Origin of the sequence: Komagataeibacter xylinus (genome assembly GCF_004302915.1) — a bacterium.
GTDB lineage: Bacteria > Pseudomonadota > Alphaproteobacteria > Acetobacterales > Acetobacteraceae > Komagataeibacter > Komagataeibacter xylinus_C.
On the sequence record NZ_QQBI01000007.1, the window covers coordinates 24,627 to 40,951 of the forward strand.

Below are 16,325 nucleotides of genomic sequence, written 5' to 3' on the forward strand. Positions count from 1 at the left end.
CTGCCACCATGGGAGCACGTATAGTCCTTGAATTTTCGATGAGGATTTTTCAGATTCTGACACGTGAGGATGAGGCCGTATAATTATTTCGGGTAATCTTCCCATCAAATGCAGAATCGACTAGCTGCGAAAAAAGTCACGAGAACTAATTATCAAACGGAGAAAGTGCTTCAATAATTCGGCATTCTGAAATATTACCTCCCCGGCATGATTTTATTATCGTAGAAAGTTCATGACGCAATGCCTTGAGATCCGCAATTTTGTGCTCAATCTCTGCCATATGGTCACGAGCAATTCTATCAACTGTCTTACAATCCTGGGTTCCCTGATCCGCTAGGGATAATAGAACTCTTACCTGATCTAATGAAAAACCCAGATCACGGGATCGACGAATAAAAGACAGTCTCGCGAGCGCCGCATCATCATAAACGCGATAATTGCCATCGGTCCGCTGTGGCGGAGCCAGCAGTCCGATCCGTTCATAATAGCGGATCGTCTCGACTTTGGTATTCGTTGCCTTTCCCAAGGCGCCAATCGATCGCATTCCCTGCCTCTTGACCCTGTAGTTGCTACAGGGAGCATACATTAAAACAGATGATTCGTCAGGGAGGCGCTGGATGGCAGGAGGATGCTGTGGTGGATGCACAGATACGCCGCTACCAATCAATAAATCATGGCGGAGAGCGCTCCTGATCGCGCTTTTTCTCAATGCCAGCATGTTTGCCGTTGAAGCTGGGGCTGGCGTGTCGGTTGGATCTGCATCCTTACAGGCGGACGCGATTGATTTCCTTGGCGACAGCGCCAACTACGCAATAAGCCTCAGTGTTGCCGGAATGGCATTGCGATGGCGAGCTGGCGCGGCCTTTCTGAAAGGCCTGACCCTGTTCGTGGCTGGGATATGGGTAATGGCCAATGCTGGGTGGATGGTAATGAACAGCAACCATCCGCCTCACCCAGACGCAATGGGCGGCATTGGTCTGCTTGCCCTCGCGGTCAATCTGGCCTGTGCCCTCATATTATGGACACACCGGAAAGGTGATGCCAACCGCCGTTCCGTATGGATCTGCTCTCGTAATGATGCGATCGGAAATGTTGCCGTTGTGCTGGCAGCTCTGGGCGTGTTTGGCACTCGTTCTGCGTGGCCGGATATTGCGGTAGCTGCCATCCTTGCGATGCTTGGTATTAGTGGAGGTGTGCAGATTATGCGACAATCGAGAGTAGAACTAACAGATAACAAATCAGATATATCACGACATATTAATGTATAAATCATATAATACTCTAGAATATATTAAGCAGGTAAGGAGACGCACACGCTATAATGCGGCATTCATTCTCCTGATTTTTCCCCTGCTCTGTGGCTGCACAAATAGTGGTCACTCAAATATTTCGCCGGAATCAGATGTCCAGAAATTTTCCAGCCGTCAATTTACGGATGCCGGATTGCAAGAATTCATTACAAAAGTTCTCGGACCAAACGTATCGAGTCAGGAAAACGCATGGGGCATCACTCGCCTGACGCTTGCTACCTTGTATTTTCATCCCGATATCCTTGTAGCTAAAGCTGAACTGGAAACGGCTCGCGCTGGAATCAAGACAGCCGGTCAACTGCCCAATCCCAGTTTCACGGTGCTGGGTGGCCCATCGGCTCATTACGTCGGCTACGGCGCGTCAATACTGATCGAATTTTTCGGCAGGCGTTATCACCGTATCAAAGAAGCCAGATATCGGGCTGCCGTCGCGCAATGGGAAGTCATCAATACTGCATGGAAACTACGCAGCGACACGCGGTCTGCTCTTCTCGGCGTCTGGGCTGTATCCGGGCGCCTCAAGCTTGTGGAAGAGACTGCGGCAGCTAAACGCGAACTCTTTACCCTGGAACAGGCACGTTTTGATCAGGGGCGAGCATCCGCTTTCGAAATATCGCAGGTACGGACGGAAATGATCCATGCCGAGTTGTCTGTCAGTGATCTGCGGCGCGAGTATGCCGTCCGTAAGGCAGCTCTGGCTGGAGCAATCGGGGTTCCTGCCGAAGCACTTGATTCCATTGCTCTTGATACAAAAGCATTTGATGTCTGTCCCGACCTCATAGAATACCGCGATTCACAGGACATGAGATACCAAGCCGTAATGCAACGCGCGGATCTGCGGGAACTTCTTGCGTCTTATGACGCCGCCCGACAGGCTCTACGGGTCGAAGTTTCTCGACGCTATCCCGACGTCACCATCAGTCCCGCCTATAACTGGGATATTTCAAATCGCTTTGAGGTAAATCCCTCTCTGCAAATTCCGATTTTCAATCAGAACGAAGGCCCCATAGCTGAAGCTGTTGGGCAGGAGCATGAGGCGGCGGCTCGTCTCCGGCGTGCAGAGAACACGGTGTTTAAGTCCATCTCGCAGGCTACGGCCAATTACCGCGGCACGACATCAATTCTGCTACAGGCGGAAGAACTTGCCAAAACCGTACGGGTAAGGCTGAACCAGATGCAGCACCGCCTTCAGTCAGGTGCAATCGACCGACCAACGATGGTTATGACTCATATAGAGCAGCTTCAAGCGGAGACCGCTCTTCTTGAAGCAGAAATTCAGCAACGGCAAGCCATAGGTCAGATCGAAGATGGCATGCAGCAGCCCATTTTTGATCACACCAATGCCGCGCAGGCTTCCGGCCTACTTGAAAATAACCAAAGGAACTCACCATGAAAGCGAGGGCCTTCTGGCTGCCTCTTGCAGGTCTTTCGGTCTTCCTAGTTCTAAACGGGACAGACATTGCCATTGCAGATGATGATGATCAACCAGTTTCGGTTCTTGGTGCAGAGGCGACCGTGACGGTCTCCCCGGAAGCAGTTACGAAGAGCGGCATTGCTTCTGCACGACCCAGCATCGTGCCTTGGAGAAAGCTGGTTCCCGCCTATGGTTACGTTCTGAACGCAACACAACTTATCACTCTTGTTAGTAATTATGCTGACATGAAAGCGCGGCTGGAGAGCATGCAGGCACAGCAGACGCTTGCCCGTGCGAAACTCGATCGTGACAAAGGACTGTATCGCGATCGGCAGAATATCTCTCAGGAACAATTCCAGGAGACAACAGCTAGATTTCAGTCCAATTCAGCTATGGTAAAAGCAGAACAGGTCCGGGTGAATAACGCACTTAATATTATCAGACAGCAATTTGGTTCGGTCATATCTGACGCTACCGAAAAAAATACAATTTTCATTACACAGTTACTTCAACAACAAGTGGTCTTGGTCAAGGTGACCCTTCCACCAGATACGGATCTACCAACCCCACCAAGTCAGGCGGATGTGACCGATTATGGAAACACGGGTGGACACGGGACAATGCTCCACTATTTGTCTCCTGTAACCATGACCGATCCTGCTATTCAGGGGCGTAGCTTTTTCTATTTTGCGTCGGCTGAAAGTCAGCTTGTCGCGGGCATGAATGTTTCCGTTCTCCTGCCTACCGAAGAGGAACGTCGCGGTATCCGGATACCTGCATCAGCTATTATCTGGCTGCAAGGTAAGTCGTGGATATACCGTGATAACGGACACGGAAAATTTACACGCTTACCCCTTACGACCGACGTGCCGGACCGAGAAGGTGGCTACTTGATCCAAGATACTCCAGGACAAATCACACACGAAACGCAAATCGTCATAGAGGGTACGCAATTACTTCTGTCTGAAGAATTCCGAGCTCAGCTTGAATCAGGAGACGATGACGACTGATGACGGGACGTTCTTTCAGCCTTCAGGCAGCTATTATCGGGTTTTCGATCCGCTTCCGGGGCGTGGTTATCGCAACCGCATGTCTGTTGTTCTTCTATGGCCTGTATGGCTTGAGACATGCCAGCTATGATGTGTTTCCGGAATTCATTCCGCCACGGGTCACGATCCAGACCGAAGCCGCTGGTTTTACGCCGGAACAGGTCGAAACATTGGTTAGTCGCCCAATGGAAATTGCCCTGACCGGCCTCCCGGGTATTCAGCGCGTGCAATCGACTTCGATTCAGGGACTGTCAGTCGTCAACGTCCTGTTTGCGACATCGACCGATATTTATCGAGCCCGGCAACTGGTCGGGGAACAAATGAATGTTGTTGCACAGCAATTGCCAGCCGGTGTTCATGCTCCGACTATGACGCCACTGACCTCATCCGCCGGTCTGGTACTGGTGATCGGTCTGACGTCGGAACAACAGTCCCTTATGCAGTTGCGCACGCTTGCTGACTGGTCATTAAGGCCGCGTCTGCTGGCGTTGCCTGGTGTGGCTGGAGTCAGCGTGTTTGGCGGGGAGCGTCGGTCACTCCAGATACAGGTACATCCAGACCAACTCATCTTGCATCATATCGGACTCGATGACGTCCTTGCGGCTGCCCAGGAAGCGACTGGCATACAGGGGGCCGGCTTTATTGATACCCCGAACCAAAGAGTCGTTCTTCAGTCTGACGGTCAGGCCCTGACGCCAGAAAGTCTGGCCCGCACTGTGATTGTCCGCTCTGAGAATGGTGCTGTCACACTGGGCAGTATTGCCACTGTAACTGAAGCCCCTATTCCTGCCTTCGGCGCGGCCAGTATCGAGGGAAAGACAGGCATTGTAGTTAATATATGGGAACAGTACGGTGCCAATACAATGGCCGTGACCCGGGAAATCGAGGCGGCACTTACCGATTTCCGCCCGCAATTGCAGGGACAGGGGATTACATTGCATGCTGACCTGTTCCGACCCGCCAATTTCATTACGACCGCATTGGGGAATGCCACACGAGCATTGCTTCTGGGCGGTTTTCTGGTGGTTGTCGTAATCTTTCTTTTCCTTTTTGACCTGCGAACCGCTGCAATCTGTTGCGCCACCATACCTTTGGCTATTCTGATAGCCCTGTCGTTGCTGGAGACACTCGGGGTTACTTTGAATGCCATGACCTTGGGGGGCCTTGCTATTGCCATCGGCGAGGTTGTGGATGACGCCGTGATCGGGGTCGAAAATGTTACACGCCGATTGCGTGAAAACCGGCTTCTGGTCCAGCCCGCATCTACAGCGCGCGTCGTACTCGATGCGTGCGTTGAAGTCCGCAGTGCAGTGGTTTACGCGACCTTTGCTGTCATTATCGTTTTCTTGCCTGTCATCGCCCTTCCCGGACTTTCGGGACGACTGTTTGCTCCACTGGCAACAGCTTATGTTCTTGCGGTCATGGCTTCTCTTGCCGCTGCTGTAACCGTTGTACCTGCACTCTGCGCATGGCTCTTGGCGACGCCTGGAGAAATCCGGAGAGAGCCCCCCCTGGCAGGATGGACCGCCAGAGCTTATGAACGTCTTCTGGCCAGATTAATGCGCCATCCCCGATTTGTTATAGGCGGGATGATCCTGACCACCTTGATAGGGTTTGCGGCCCTTCCATTCCTTGAAAGCGATTTCATTCCCGATTTCAAGGAAGGCCACCTTATCATTCATATGACGGCAGTTCCGGGGACTTCCCTGGAACAGTCTCTGAAATTAGGCAGACAGGTTACAGAAAAACTTCGTCAGCTTCCCGAAATCCGTTCGGTTGCTCAGAGAGTCGGACGCGCCTCGCTGGATGAGGACACGTATGGACCACATACCAGCGAGTTTGAGGTTGATTTGAATCAGGTGGATGGGAAGGCTTCCCGACAGATTGATGCCCGCGTTCGCAAAGCGCTTGACGGGTTCGTTGGGGCCAGTTTTTCTGTCAGTAGTTTTTTGACGATGCGCGTAAACGAAACCCTTTCTGGTTCGTCTTCGGCTGTGGCAATCAATATTATTGGCGATGATCTGGATGTATTGGATATCCAGGCAAATAATATTGTCCGCATGTTGCATCAGATACATGGCGCAACAGATGTCCGGATAGAAGCACCTCCTGGTGTTCCGGAACTTGCTATTCGGCTACGCCCTGCTGATCTGGAGCGCTGGGGGCTTCGGTCGGCGGATGTACTCCGATCCATCCATACAGCCTGGCAGGGTGAAACCGTGGGGCAGATATACGAGCGTTCTGCGGCTTTTAATGTTATGGTTCGTCTTGATGACGCAAGTCGTAATGATGTTGCGTCTGTCGGTTCCCTGCCACTGCATACTGTTCACGGAAACTACGTACCACTCCGCGTTGTTGCAGACATATATGAGACGAACGGTCGCTATCAGGTGTCACATCTGGGAGCACAGAGAACACAGACTGTCACCGCAAATGTTACAGGACGATCAGCTCAATCTTTCGTTCAGGACGCACGCACGGCTATAGCAAAAAATATCAAACTGCCTCTTGGAACCTACGTTCAGTTTACATCCGCAGCGGAAGCTGAATCACAATCACGCAGGGAACTGTTTATAAATTCCGGGCTCGCTGCCATAGCGGTCATGATTCTGCTCTCAATAATCACACAAGGATGGCGCAATCTCGCTCTGATACTCGTCAATCTTCCCTTCGCATTTGTGGGCGGCATTCTGACAATCATTGTTTCCGGCACAACGCTAACTCTTGGGGCAACAGTCGGCTTCGTTACACTATTCGGGATTACGCTTCGGAATTCGGTGATGATGATTTCGCATTTTGAGGCTTTGGTCGAGCAGGAAGATCTCACATGGGGAGTAACAACAGCGCTCCGGGGGGCCAGAGACCGCGTCGTCCCCGTACTCATGACATCGCTCGTTACGGCGCTTGGACTGGCGCCTCTGGCTGTTGATATGAATGCGCCTGGGCGGGAAATCGAAGGACCTATGGCTGCTGTCATTCTTGGAGGGCTCATGACATCAATGATACTTAACCTGTTTGTTTTGCCTATTCTTGCTGTCAAATTTGGTAATTTTTCTGAAAACGAAACGGGAGTTCCGGAAACCTTGTTCAAGTGACAGGTATGGGCCACTGCTGCACCGAACTACCTGAAGATTATGTCCGATATGCCAATAGAACCCAGAATGAAAACTGCTTCCGTATCACGCTCGGCCACCATTCGGTCTGGCTCGACCTTCTGGTTGGGTTCGGAATTGCCTTCATGAATCTTGACGCTGTCCAGAAAATCTGGATTGCCGCCCGCACCGAACATCATCGTGTCAAGGCCGAAAACCGAAAGTATCGTTGCCCGATCCAAATGATTTATGCTCCCTGCCCAGTGGCTTTGGGCGGTCTTGCTACGGCCAACCTAAGCGCCTGTATTCTTGCTGGTTATTTCCCATAACGATCACCCCACTCTCGGCTCCAAGTGATAGCGGGGGACTGCGCGGACTATGTCCGCTATGCGAAAGGCGAGCCAACCCACTTTTATGTCCGACATGTAGGCGACTACCGCCTGTCTGCTCTGTTTCTGCTGAGCCGACAGACAGTTTAGGGAGTAAGCGGAATGTCTGGTCTGAGCGGAAAAATTGAGGAAGCCGACAGTCGTGATCTCCGTTTCCTCACATAGGATAGCTTGACTTACGACAATATATCCACAAACAAGGATATATGGATACAGAATCCGCCCTCGCTGCCCTGAGCGCCCTGTCGCAGTCCACGCGACTGGAGATCTTCCGCCTGCTGGTGCGCCACGAACCGGATGGACTACCCGCCGGAGACGTCGCGCGGCATCTCGATGTCCCGCAAAACACGATCTCGGCCCATCTCGCCACCCTGACCCGCGCCGGGCTGCTGACCTCGCAACGCCATAGCCGGCTGATCGTCTATCGCGCCTGTCTTCCGAGCCTGCGGGACCTGATGCTTTTCCTCGTCAGGGACTGCTGTGCTGGCAGCCCCGAACTCTGCGCGCCCCTGATCGCGACCCTGTCCTCCTGCTGTCCATCCCCGGAATCCTGCTCATGACCATCACGATCTATCACAACCCAGCCTGCGGCACGTCGCGCAACGTGCTGGCACTGATCCGCAACAGCGGCGAGGAACCTCGCATTATTGAGTATCTGAAAACGCATCCCAGTCGTGAGGAACTGGTCAGTCTGATTGCCCGTATGGGCGTTCCGGTGCGCTCGGTCCTGCGGGAAAAGGGCACGCCCTTTCACGAACTCGGCCTCGACAATCCGACCCTGACGGACGATACGCTGATCGACGCCATGATCGCACACCCGATCCTGATGAACCGGCCGATCGTCGTCACCCCCCTCGGTGTTGCGCTCTGCCGTCCGTCCGAGGCGGCTCTGGAAATCCTGCCCAACCCGCAGCGGGGCGCTTTCGTCAAAGAGGACGGCGAGAAGATCGTCGATGAATCCGGAAAGCGGATCTCCTGATGCTGGCTCTTCTGCTTTTCGTTGTCACGCTGGTTTTTGTCATCTGGCAGCCTCGGGGGCTGGGCATCGGCTGGAGCGCAATGGCAGGTGCCGCCGTGGCCTTGGCGGCTGGCGTGATCCACTGGCATGACATTCCTGTCGTCTGGCACATCGTCTGGGACGCGACCTTCACCTTTATCGCGCTGATCGTCATCTCGCTGTTGCTGGATGAGGCAGGGTTCTTCCAGTGGGCCGCCCTGCACGTCGTACGCTGGGGCAAAGGGCGAGGCCGGACGCTATTCCCGCTGATCGTGGTGCTGGGAGCGGCCATTGCAGCGGTTTTCGCCAATGACGGCGCGGCGCTGCTGCTGACGCCCATTGTCATCGCTATCCTGACGCAACTGCGCCTGAGCCATGGCGCGGCGCTGGCCTTTATTATCGCCACTGGGTTCGTCGCGGATACCACCAGCCTGCCGCTTGTCATTTCCAACCTGGTGAACATCGTCAGCGCCAATTTCTTTGGCATTGCGTTTGATCGCTATGCCGCGATCATGGTCCCTGTCGATCTGGTGGCGCTGGGCGCGACGCTGGCTGTGCTTTGGCTGTGGTACTGGCGGCAGGTGCCTGCGACCTATCCCGTCGCCGAACTGCCAGCACCCGCTGCGGCAATTCGTGACCACCATGTATTTCGGGCGGCATTTCCGCTGCTGGTCCTCGTTCTGGCGGCCTATTTCCTGACAGCGCCGTTTCATATCCCGGTCTGTGTTGTAGCCTGTCTGGCCGCCGGAACCCTGTTGCTCGTCGCCGGATATGGCCGGGTGATCCCTGTTCGCAAGGTGCTGATGGGCGCACCATGGCAGATCGTGATCTTCTCGCTGGGCATGTATCTGGTGGTGTATGGCCTGCGCAATGCCGGGCTGACCGACTACCTTGCGGCCGCACTGGTCTGGCTTGGCCATCAGGGGCCGTTCATCGCCACCATCGGTGCCGGCTTTCTGGCGGCTGTTCTGTCGTCCATCATGAACAATATGCCGAGTGTGCTGGTCGGGGCACTGGCGATCCAGCAGGCGCACGACATCACGCCGCTGACACGCGACCTGATGGTCTATGCCAACATCATCGGCTGCGACCTCGGGCCGAAATTCACGCCGATCGGCAGTCTCGCGACACTGCTCTGGCTGCATGTGCTGGCGTCCAGGAACCATCGGGTCACGTGGGGGCAATATATGAAGGTGGGTCTGGTGATCACACCTCCCGTCCTGCTGGTCACACTCCTGGCGCTGGCCCTGTGGCTGCCTCTAATCAGCCAGCCGTAATGCATGAATGGACCGATATCACAATGACCGAACCTGACTTGCCGGCCCTTCACCCCGAATATCTTGAACAGGTCGATCTCGCGCGGCTGGAACCGCAACCGCGTGTGGATCATCCGCCGCGTATCCTTCTGCTCTACGGCTCTTTACGCCCCCGATCTTTCAGCCGGTTGCTGGTGCTTGAGGCGGAACGCATCCTGAAGGTGCTGGGGGCCGAGACACGGGTGTTCGACCCGACCGGCCTGCTGGTAGCGGATTCCGTGCCCGCAACCCACCCGAAAGTGCAGGAACTGCGGGAACTCTCGATCTGGTCTGAAGGCCAGGTCTGGTGCAGCCCCGAACGGCACGGCAACATCACTGCCGTGTTCAAGAACCAGATCGACTGGTTGCCCCTGACCGAAGGCTCGATCCGCCCGACGCAGGGCCGCACGCTGGCGGTCATGCAGGTTTCAGGCGGATCGCAGAGCTTCAATTCCGTCAATGCGCTGCGGGTTCTGGGCCGGTGGATGCGGATGTTCACCATCCCCAACCAGTCCAGCGTGCCAGTGGCCTATACGCAGTTCGGTGACGATGACCGCATGAAGCCGTCCCCCCTCTATGACCGGATGGTAGATGTCATGGAGGAACTGATGAAGTTCACATGGCTTTTACGCGACCGGGCCGACTACCTCGTGGACCGCTATAGCGAACGGAAGACGGAATTCCGTCTCCCGGAAAGCCTGTGAGCCGGGCAATGGCGGAACAGTTCGATGTTGTGATCGTGGGCGGTGGTCAGGCGGCACTCGCCGCATCGTATTTTCTACGACGGACCGGGCTGCGTTACGTCATTCTCGATAACGGGACGCAGGCGGGTGGTGCGTGGGTGCATGGCTGGGACTCCCTGCATCTGTTCTCGCCCGCGTCCTACAGTTCGCTCCCCGGCTGGCCGATGCCCGACACGCCCGATGGCAGCTACCCCACCCGCGACGAGGTACTTGACTATCTGCACCGCTACGAGGCGCGCTATGCGCCGCCGATCCGCCGTCCTGTGACGGTCGGACGTGTGGAACGCGCTGACCAGAAATTCCTGAATGTCCGAACGAACGCGGGTGATTTCCTCAGCCGCGCTGTCATCGGGGCGACCGGCACATGGTCTGCACCCTTTGTTCCCGATTATCCGGGCCAAAGGTTATTTTCTGGGGCGCAAATCCATTCCTCCCATTATTGTAAAGCGGCACCTTTTACCGGCCAGCGTGTGCTCGTGGTGGGTGGGGGCAACTCCGGTGCGCAGATTATGGCGGAGCTGTCCCTTGTCGCCCAGGCAACATGGGTCACGCTGCATGACCCCGTCTTCCTGCCCGATGACGTGGACGGACGGGTCCTGTTCGAGCGGGCGACCGCTCGGGTTCTCGGCGGCCCGTCGGCCATGCCCACCGGCGGCTTTGGCGATATCGTTATGGTACCGCCTGTGCGCGCCGCCAGGGAGCGAGGCGTGCTTCACGCGCTGCGTCCGTTCGTACGTATGACGGCAAGGGGCGTCGTCTGGCCCGATGGGCGGGAAGAAGCCATCGACGCGATCATCTGGTGTACCGGCTTCCGTCCTGCACTCTCTGCATTTGCACCACTCGATGTGATCGAGCCGGACGGGTTGATCCGCGTTAACGGGCAGCAGGCCGTCAGGGAGCCACGTCTCTGGCTGCTGGGTTATGGCTCCTGGTGCGGCCCCGCATGCGCCACCCTGCTGGGGGCGGGCCGTGTCGCGCGATCCATGGTCCGGCAACTGGCGGCCTGGCTTGCGTCACCGGCACAGGGTGTCCGCTTACCAAAACCTTGAGCGACTCTCTTTACGACCGACATGAGGCGACAGCGGAAGTTCCGCGTCCCTCATGCCCTGCTGACCAATTCGTCCAGCGCCCTGATGATCGCCTCCTGATCGGATTCGGTCAGGACGCCGACGGCGGCTCCAAGCCGCGCGGCGGGGACGGTCGCCAGATCGAACGGGTTTGCGAAGACGTCCTCCCCGTCGACAAGCAGATGCGGCGTCAGCGGATGGTCCGGCGGGGCACTGCCGGAGCATCTGACGAGCGGCATGACGACACGGCCCACGCTGCGGTCCAGGCGATTGCTCTGGATCTGGACGAGGAACGGGATGTCCCGGTTCCGACCGGGGTTCCGGTAAATCGCGAATTGCGGCATCGGATCAGAGCGTCGAGAATTCGTCGCTCAGGAAGCCGTGCCGCGCGTGCAGATCGTTCACGGCGTCGATCACGCCATCGAGCTTGCGTTGTTCGTTCTCGCACTGTTGCCGCGCGGATTGCAGGTAGTCGCCCAGCAGGGTCTCGACCGTCGCCGAGAGATTGGGCGTCACTTCCCGGACCTGCGCCAGCAGATCGGTGTTGAGCGACAGATTGACCGGGCGGCGGGGCGCGCTCCGATCATAGGAAACGCCGAGGCTGGTGCGGCTGGGCATGATCCGACTCCTTATGCGCATATCGTGCGCATGAGATGAGGATGCCGACGCCAGACCGCAACGCGCAAGTATTTTTTCGCTCCTGTCCGCTCTGGTACGATGGGTGCCGGATCATGCTTGCACGTTGGAAAACCCCGGTTCTTCGCTGTCTCCCATGACAAGGGGAGGGATCGATGGACCAGCCGGGAACACGTATCCAGTGGGGGCAGGCGCTCGTGGTCCTGTCCATGATCGTGCTGTCGTGGTGGACGGCGACACAATGGACGGCCTGGGAACTGGCGTTTCAGCCGGAACTCGGCCGACCGTGGTTTATGGTCCTGCACCGCTGGCCGGTCTACGCTCCGCCGCTGTTTTTCTGGTGGTGGTATGAGTTCGATGCCTACGCACCTGCGGTCTTCGCGCGCGGCGCCTGGATCGCGGGTTCCGGTGGGGTGCTGGCCTTCGCAGCCGCCGTGGCGCTGTCCGTCCACCGCGCCCGTGAGGCGAAGCGGGCCGCGACCTATGGCTCCGCCCGCTGGGCCGAGGACGCGGAAATCAGTGCCGCCGGGCTGCTGGGCGAGGATGGCGTGGTGCTGGGGAAATACCGCCGGGCCTACCTCCGGCACGATGGCCCCGAGCACGTCCTGACCTTCGCGCCGACCCGCACTGGCAAGGGTGTAGGCATGGTGATCCCTACGCTCCTGACCTGGCCGGGTTCAGCCATCATCCATGACATCAAGGGCGAGAACTGGCAGATCACCGCCGGTTTTCGGAATCGCTTTGGGCGGGTACTGCTGTTCGACCCCACCAATCCGGCGTCTTCGGCCTACAATCCGCTGCTGGAGGTCCGGCGCGGGGCGTCGGAGGTTCGCGATGTGCAGAACATCGCCGACATCCTGGTCGATCCCGAGGGATCGCTGGAGCGGCGCAACCATTGGGAGAAGACCTCCCACGCCTTGCTGGTCGGCGCGATCCTGCATGTGCTCTATGCCGAGGACGACAAGACGCTCGCCGGCGTGGCGAAATTCCTCTCCGACCCGAAGCGGTCGATCGAGGCGACCCTGTCGGCCATGATGCGTACACAGCATCTCGGGAAGGCAGGGCCGCATCCCGTCGTGGCGTCGGCGGCGCGGGAATTGCTCAACAAATCGGACAACGAGCGCTCCGGGGTGCTCTCCACCGCCATGTCGTTTCTTGGCCTCTACCGTGATCCGGTGGTGGCCACCGTGACCAGTCGCTGCGAATGGCGGATCGGCGATCTGCTGGAGGGCGACCAGCCCGTCTCCCTGTATTTCGTCATCCCGCCCTCGGATATCAGCCGCACCAAGCCACTGATCCGCCTGATCCTCAACCAGATCGGGCGGCGGCTGACGGAGGATCTGTCCGGCCGGGAGGGGCGACGCCGTCTGCTGCTGATGCTCGACGAGTTTCCTGCTCTTGGCCGCCTGGACTTCTTCGAGAGCGCGCTCGCCTTCATGGCGGGCTACGGGATCAAGGCGTTCCTGATCGCGCAATCCCTCAACCAGATCGATAAGGCGTACGGGCAGAACAACAGTATTCTCGATAATTGCCATGTGCGGGTCAGTTTCGCCACGAACGATGAACGTACGGCGAAACGCGTATCCGATGGTTTGGGTGTGGCCACCGAGATCCGGTCGCAGAAGAACTATGCCGGGCACCGTCTGTCGCCCTGGCTTGGACACCTCATGGTGTCGCGCCAGGAGAGCGCGCGGCCCCTGATGACGGTGGGCGAAGTCATGCAGATCCCGGCACGGGAGGAAGTGGTCATGGTGGCGGGCTGTCCGCCGATCCGTGCGCGGAAGGCGCGGTATTTCCGGGATCGCCGCTTCGTCGAGCGCGTCCTGCCGCCGCCCGATCCCAGGCAGTTGCTCCGGCCTGTCCGGCCCGATGACTGGAGTGGTCGTCCGTCTCCTGTCACCCCGCCACCGGAGCAGACGGGGTCGCCGGCAGCACCGGATAAACCCGACGACGCGGATAGTGATGAATCCCTCGGCACGGGACGGAAATGGTCGCGCGAGCATGATCCGGCGGATGTCGGCAAACACAGGAAGCGCACAGGCCCCGACCTGTTTGGCGAGGAACTGCCACCTGACATGGAAGCACGGGATCGCGCCGACCTGACGCGGATTGCCCGGCAGGCTGGCCTCGACCGTGGCAACGATCTCGGGCTGTGAGGGCGCAATGAGGACATCCCCAAAGAAGGCGCGGCTGTCGGTCTATCTGGAACCGAAACTGCTGGACGCCCTGACCGTCCATGCGGCACGGCGCGATCTTTCCCTGTCTCTCGTGGCGGAAGCGGCCATCGCATCCTTCCTGTCGCCAGATGCTGACGAGCGGCGGGAAGCGGCGATGAGCCGCAGGCTGGACCGTCTCGACCGGCAGGTCGCCCGCATGGAGCGGGATCTCGGGATCAACCTTGAGACACTGGCCCTGTTTATCCGCTACTGGATGACGATCAGCCCGCCCTTGCCGGAACCGGCCGCAGCCGCAGCGCGGGCGCAGGGGGCGGAACGGTATGAGGCGTTCGTGGCCGCCCTTGGCCGACGACTCAGTCGGGGGCCATTTTTCCGGCATGAGATCCCGGAGGATATGCCTCCCACATCGGAATCATGATGTCCGCAGCCAGCAAGTAAAAACCGCATCCGTTACGATCCTGTACGATCGCAGGAAAAGGCTGTTGAAATCGGGAGAAAGCAGCACTCTCTAATAATCCCCGTCGTCGTCCGGAAAGGCCGGATGACCCAAACGGACGGGGATTCTCATGGCGGTTACACCGATTGAGAGCAGCGCCCGACAGCGTGGGATTTCCATGCTGCGTACGGCGATGGGGCCGGCGATTGCCCGGCATCTCGCTGATCCCGCTGTGGTCGAGGTCATGCTCAATCCCGATGGGCGGCTGTGGATCGATCGGCTGTCAGAGGGGCTGGGCGATACGGGCGACAGGATTACGCCAGCCGATGCCGAGCGCATCGTGCGTCTGGTCGCACACCATGTCGGGACGGAGGTGCATGAAGCGGCACCACGCGTATCGGCCGAACTGCCAACAGGCGAACGGTTCGAAGGATTGCTGCCGCCTGTGGTGACGGCTCCGAGCTTCGCCATCCGCAAACCGGCCGTCGCCGTGTTCACCCTCGACGATTATGTCGCAGCCGGGATCATGACCGATGCGCAGGCACATTTCCTGCGTCATGCGGTCTCGGAACGGAAGAATATCCTGGTCGCGGGCGGAACCTCGACGGGCAAGACCACGCTGGTCAACGCCCTGCTGGCCGAGGTTGCGAAAACTTCCGACCGGATCGTGCTGATCGAGGACACGCGTGAACTGCAATGTGCGGCACCGAACCTCGTGTCTCTGCGCACAAAGGACGGCATCGTCACGCTGTCCGAACTGGTCCGTTCGGCTCTACGCCTGCGGCCTGATCGTATCCCGATCGGCGAGGTGCGCGGCCCCGAGGCTCTGGACCTGCTCAAAGCCTGGGGCACCGGCCATCCCGGCGGGATCGGCACGCTGCATGCCGGCACCGCCATCGGCGCGCTGCACCGTATGGAGCAGCTCATTCAGGAAATTGTGGTCACGGTGCCGCGTGGCCTGATTGCCGAGACCATCGACGTGATCGCGGTTCTATCCGGACGGGGCAACGCCCGCCGGCTGTCCGAACTCGCCACCGTGGACGGGCTCGACCCCGTCACAGGTGCCTATCGCATTCATTCAATCGATACCGATGGAGATTCCCAATGAACCTCACGCTGTTACGCGCGCGTCGACACGCGCCTGCCATTTCCGCTATGCTGCTGCTTTCGGTCGCATGGTGCTCCTCAGCCCTGGCTTCGGGCTCCGACATGCCGTGGGAGGAACCGCTCAACCAGATCCTTGAATCCGTGCAAGGGCCGGTGGCCAAGATCATCTCGGTCATCATCATCACTGTGACCGGTCTGACCCTGGCCTTCGGGGAAACATCGGGCGGGTTCCGCCGCCTGATCCAGATTGTCTTCGGCCTGTCCATCGCTTTTGCGGCGTCCAGCTTCTTCCTGTCGTTCTTCTCCTTCTCCGGCGGAGCGCTGATTTGATGGCGCTCGGGTATGAAGATGACGCGGTGCCGGGCTTTCATGTCCCGGTGCATCGCTCGCTGACCGACCCGATCCTGCTGGGGCGTGCGCCGCGCGCTGTAGCCATCGCCAACGGCACGCTGGCGGCGGCCATAGCACTCGGCCTGCGGCTGTGGCTGATCGGCGCCGTCTTCTGGATCGTCGGTCATGGGCTCGCGGTCTGGGGAGCGAAGCGTGACCCGCTGTTCGTGGAGGTGGGCCGGCGGCATCTCCGCTACCCCGCCTGGCTACGCGCATAGGGAGG

Annotated in this window: 18 protein-coding genes; 15 read left to right on the forward strand and 3 right to left on the reverse strand. The window is 58.2% G+C overall.

All coding sequences use genetic code 11. The annotated features are described in order from the left end of the window. Positions 1 to 145 precede the first annotated feature (145 nt). Positions 146 to 544 carry a MerR family transcriptional regulator gene (locus tag DV027_RS06375; protein ID WP_063355018.1) on the reverse strand — a complete coding sequence of 133 codons (399 nt, stop codon included), beginning with the start codon at positions 542 to 544 and terminating at the stop codon, positions 146 to 148. Positions 545 to 617: 73 nt separating this feature from the next. Between DV027_RS06375 and DV027_RS06380 the strand changes: the two genes are divergently transcribed. From DV027_RS06380 to DV027_RS06425, 10 genes are all read left to right on the forward strand, one after another. Continuing rightward, positions 618 to 1,268 carry a cation efflux transmembrane domain-containing protein gene (locus DV027_RS06380; RefSeq protein WP_007284432.1) on the forward strand — a complete coding sequence of 217 codons (651 nt, stop codon included), beginning with the start codon at positions 618 to 620 and terminating at the stop codon, positions 1,266 to 1,268. Beyond that, positions 1,261 to 2,703: a TolC family protein gene (locus DV027_RS06385; RefSeq protein WP_185327971.1), complete on the forward strand. Its 1,443-nt coding sequence runs from the start codon at positions 1,261 to 1,263 to the stop codon at positions 2,701 to 2,703. Before DV027_RS06380 ends, DV027_RS06385 begins: the two co-directional genes overlap by 8 nt. Then, positions 2,700 to 3,734 (forward strand): efflux RND transporter periplasmic adaptor subunit, encoded by a 1,035-nt coding sequence (locus DV027_RS06390; RefSeq protein ID WP_130731059.1) that lies wholly within the window; start codon positions 2,700 to 2,702, stop codon positions 3,732 to 3,734. The genes DV027_RS06385 and DV027_RS06390 overlap by 4 nt, the downstream gene beginning before the upstream one ends. Then, positions 3,734 to 6,868, forward strand: a complete 3,135-nt coding sequence (locus tag DV027_RS06395) for an efflux RND transporter permease subunit (RefSeq protein ID WP_130731060.1) — start codon at positions 3,734 to 3,736, stop codon at positions 6,866 to 6,868. Before DV027_RS06390 ends, DV027_RS06395 begins: the two co-directional genes overlap by 1 nt. After that, a complete protein-coding gene (locus tag DV027_RS17715) occupies positions 6,865 to 7,194 on the forward strand; it encodes a hypothetical protein (protein WP_197687404.1) in 330 nt (109 codons plus the stop codon). The genes DV027_RS06395 and DV027_RS17715 overlap by 4 nt, the downstream gene beginning before the upstream one ends. Before the next feature lie 266 nt (positions 7,195 to 7,460). Next, a complete protein-coding gene (locus tag DV027_RS06405) occupies positions 7,461 to 7,814 on the forward strand; it encodes an ArsR/SmtB family transcription factor (RefSeq protein ID WP_130731061.1) in 354 nt (117 codons plus the stop codon). Beyond that, positions 7,811 to 8,233: an arsenate reductase (glutaredoxin) gene (gene arsC, locus DV027_RS06410; RefSeq protein WP_130731062.1), complete on the forward strand. Its 423-nt coding sequence runs from the start codon at positions 7,811 to 7,813 to the stop codon at positions 8,231 to 8,233. The genes DV027_RS06405 and arsC overlap by 4 nt, the downstream gene beginning before the upstream one ends. Beyond that, a complete protein-coding gene (locus tag DV027_RS06415) occupies positions 8,233 to 9,528 on the forward strand; it encodes an arsenic transporter (RefSeq protein WP_010510572.1) in 1,296 nt (431 codons plus the stop codon). Before arsC ends, DV027_RS06415 begins: the two co-directional genes overlap by 1 nt. A 23-nt stretch (positions 9,529 to 9,551) precedes the next feature. Continuing rightward, complete coding sequence (gene arsH, locus DV027_RS06420; protein ID WP_130731063.1) at positions 9,552 to 10,250, forward strand: arsenical resistance protein ArsH; 699 nt, start codon at positions 9,552 to 9,554, stop codon at positions 10,248 to 10,250. Positions 10,251 to 10,258: 8 nt separating this feature from the next. Next, positions 10,259 to 11,338, forward strand: a complete 1,080-nt coding sequence (locus tag DV027_RS06425; protein ID WP_130731136.1) for an ArsO family NAD(P)H-dependent flavin-containing monooxygenase — start codon at positions 10,259 to 10,261, stop codon at positions 11,336 to 11,338. Between the two features lie 50 nt (positions 11,339 to 11,388). On the opposite strand, the gene DV027_RS06430 is transcribed toward DV027_RS06425, so the two are convergent. Further along, complete coding sequence (locus DV027_RS06430) at positions 11,389 to 11,700, reverse strand: CcdB family protein (RefSeq protein WP_130731064.1); 312 nt, start codon at positions 11,698 to 11,700, stop codon at positions 11,389 to 11,391. Positions 11,701 to 11,704: 4 nt separating this feature from the next. Further along, complete coding sequence (locus DV027_RS06435) at positions 11,705 to 11,974, reverse strand: type II toxin-antitoxin system CcdA family antitoxin (RefSeq protein WP_130731065.1); 270 nt, start codon at positions 11,972 to 11,974, stop codon at positions 11,705 to 11,707. Positions 11,975 to 12,147: 173 nt separating this feature from the next. Between DV027_RS06435 and DV027_RS06440 the strand changes: the two genes are divergently transcribed. The 5 genes from DV027_RS06440 to DV027_RS06460 all read left to right on the forward strand — a co-directional run bounded on the left by DV027_RS06440 (position 12,148) and on the right by DV027_RS06460 (position 16,320). Next, a complete protein-coding gene (locus DV027_RS06440) occupies positions 12,148 to 14,148 on the forward strand; it encodes a conjugal transfer protein TraG (RefSeq protein WP_130731066.1) in 2,001 nt (666 codons plus the stop codon). 7 nt (positions 14,149 to 14,155) lie between these two features. Beyond that, positions 14,156 to 14,587, forward strand: coding sequence for a ribbon-helix-helix protein, CopG family (locus DV027_RS06445; RefSeq protein WP_130731067.1), 432 nt, complete (start codon positions 14,156 to 14,158; stop codon positions 14,585 to 14,587). A gap of 148 nt (positions 14,588 to 14,735) precedes the next feature. Then, positions 14,736 to 15,713 carry a P-type conjugative transfer ATPase TrbB gene (gene trbB, locus DV027_RS06450; protein ID WP_130731068.1) on the forward strand — a complete coding sequence of 326 codons (978 nt, stop codon included), beginning with the start codon at positions 14,736 to 14,738 and terminating at the stop codon, positions 15,711 to 15,713. Beyond that, positions 15,710 to 16,042 (forward strand): TrbC/VirB2 family type IV secretion system protein, encoded by a 333-nt coding sequence (locus DV027_RS06455; protein WP_034930495.1) that lies wholly within the window; start codon positions 15,710 to 15,712, stop codon positions 16,040 to 16,042. The genes trbB and DV027_RS06455 overlap by 4 nt, the downstream gene beginning before the upstream one ends. Further along, positions 16,042 to 16,320 (forward strand): VirB3 family type IV secretion system protein, encoded by a 279-nt coding sequence (locus DV027_RS06460; protein ID WP_130731069.1) that lies wholly within the window; start codon positions 16,042 to 16,044, stop codon positions 16,318 to 16,320. Before DV027_RS06455 ends, DV027_RS06460 begins: the two co-directional genes overlap by 1 nt. Positions 16,321 to 16,325: the final 5 nt, after the last annotated feature.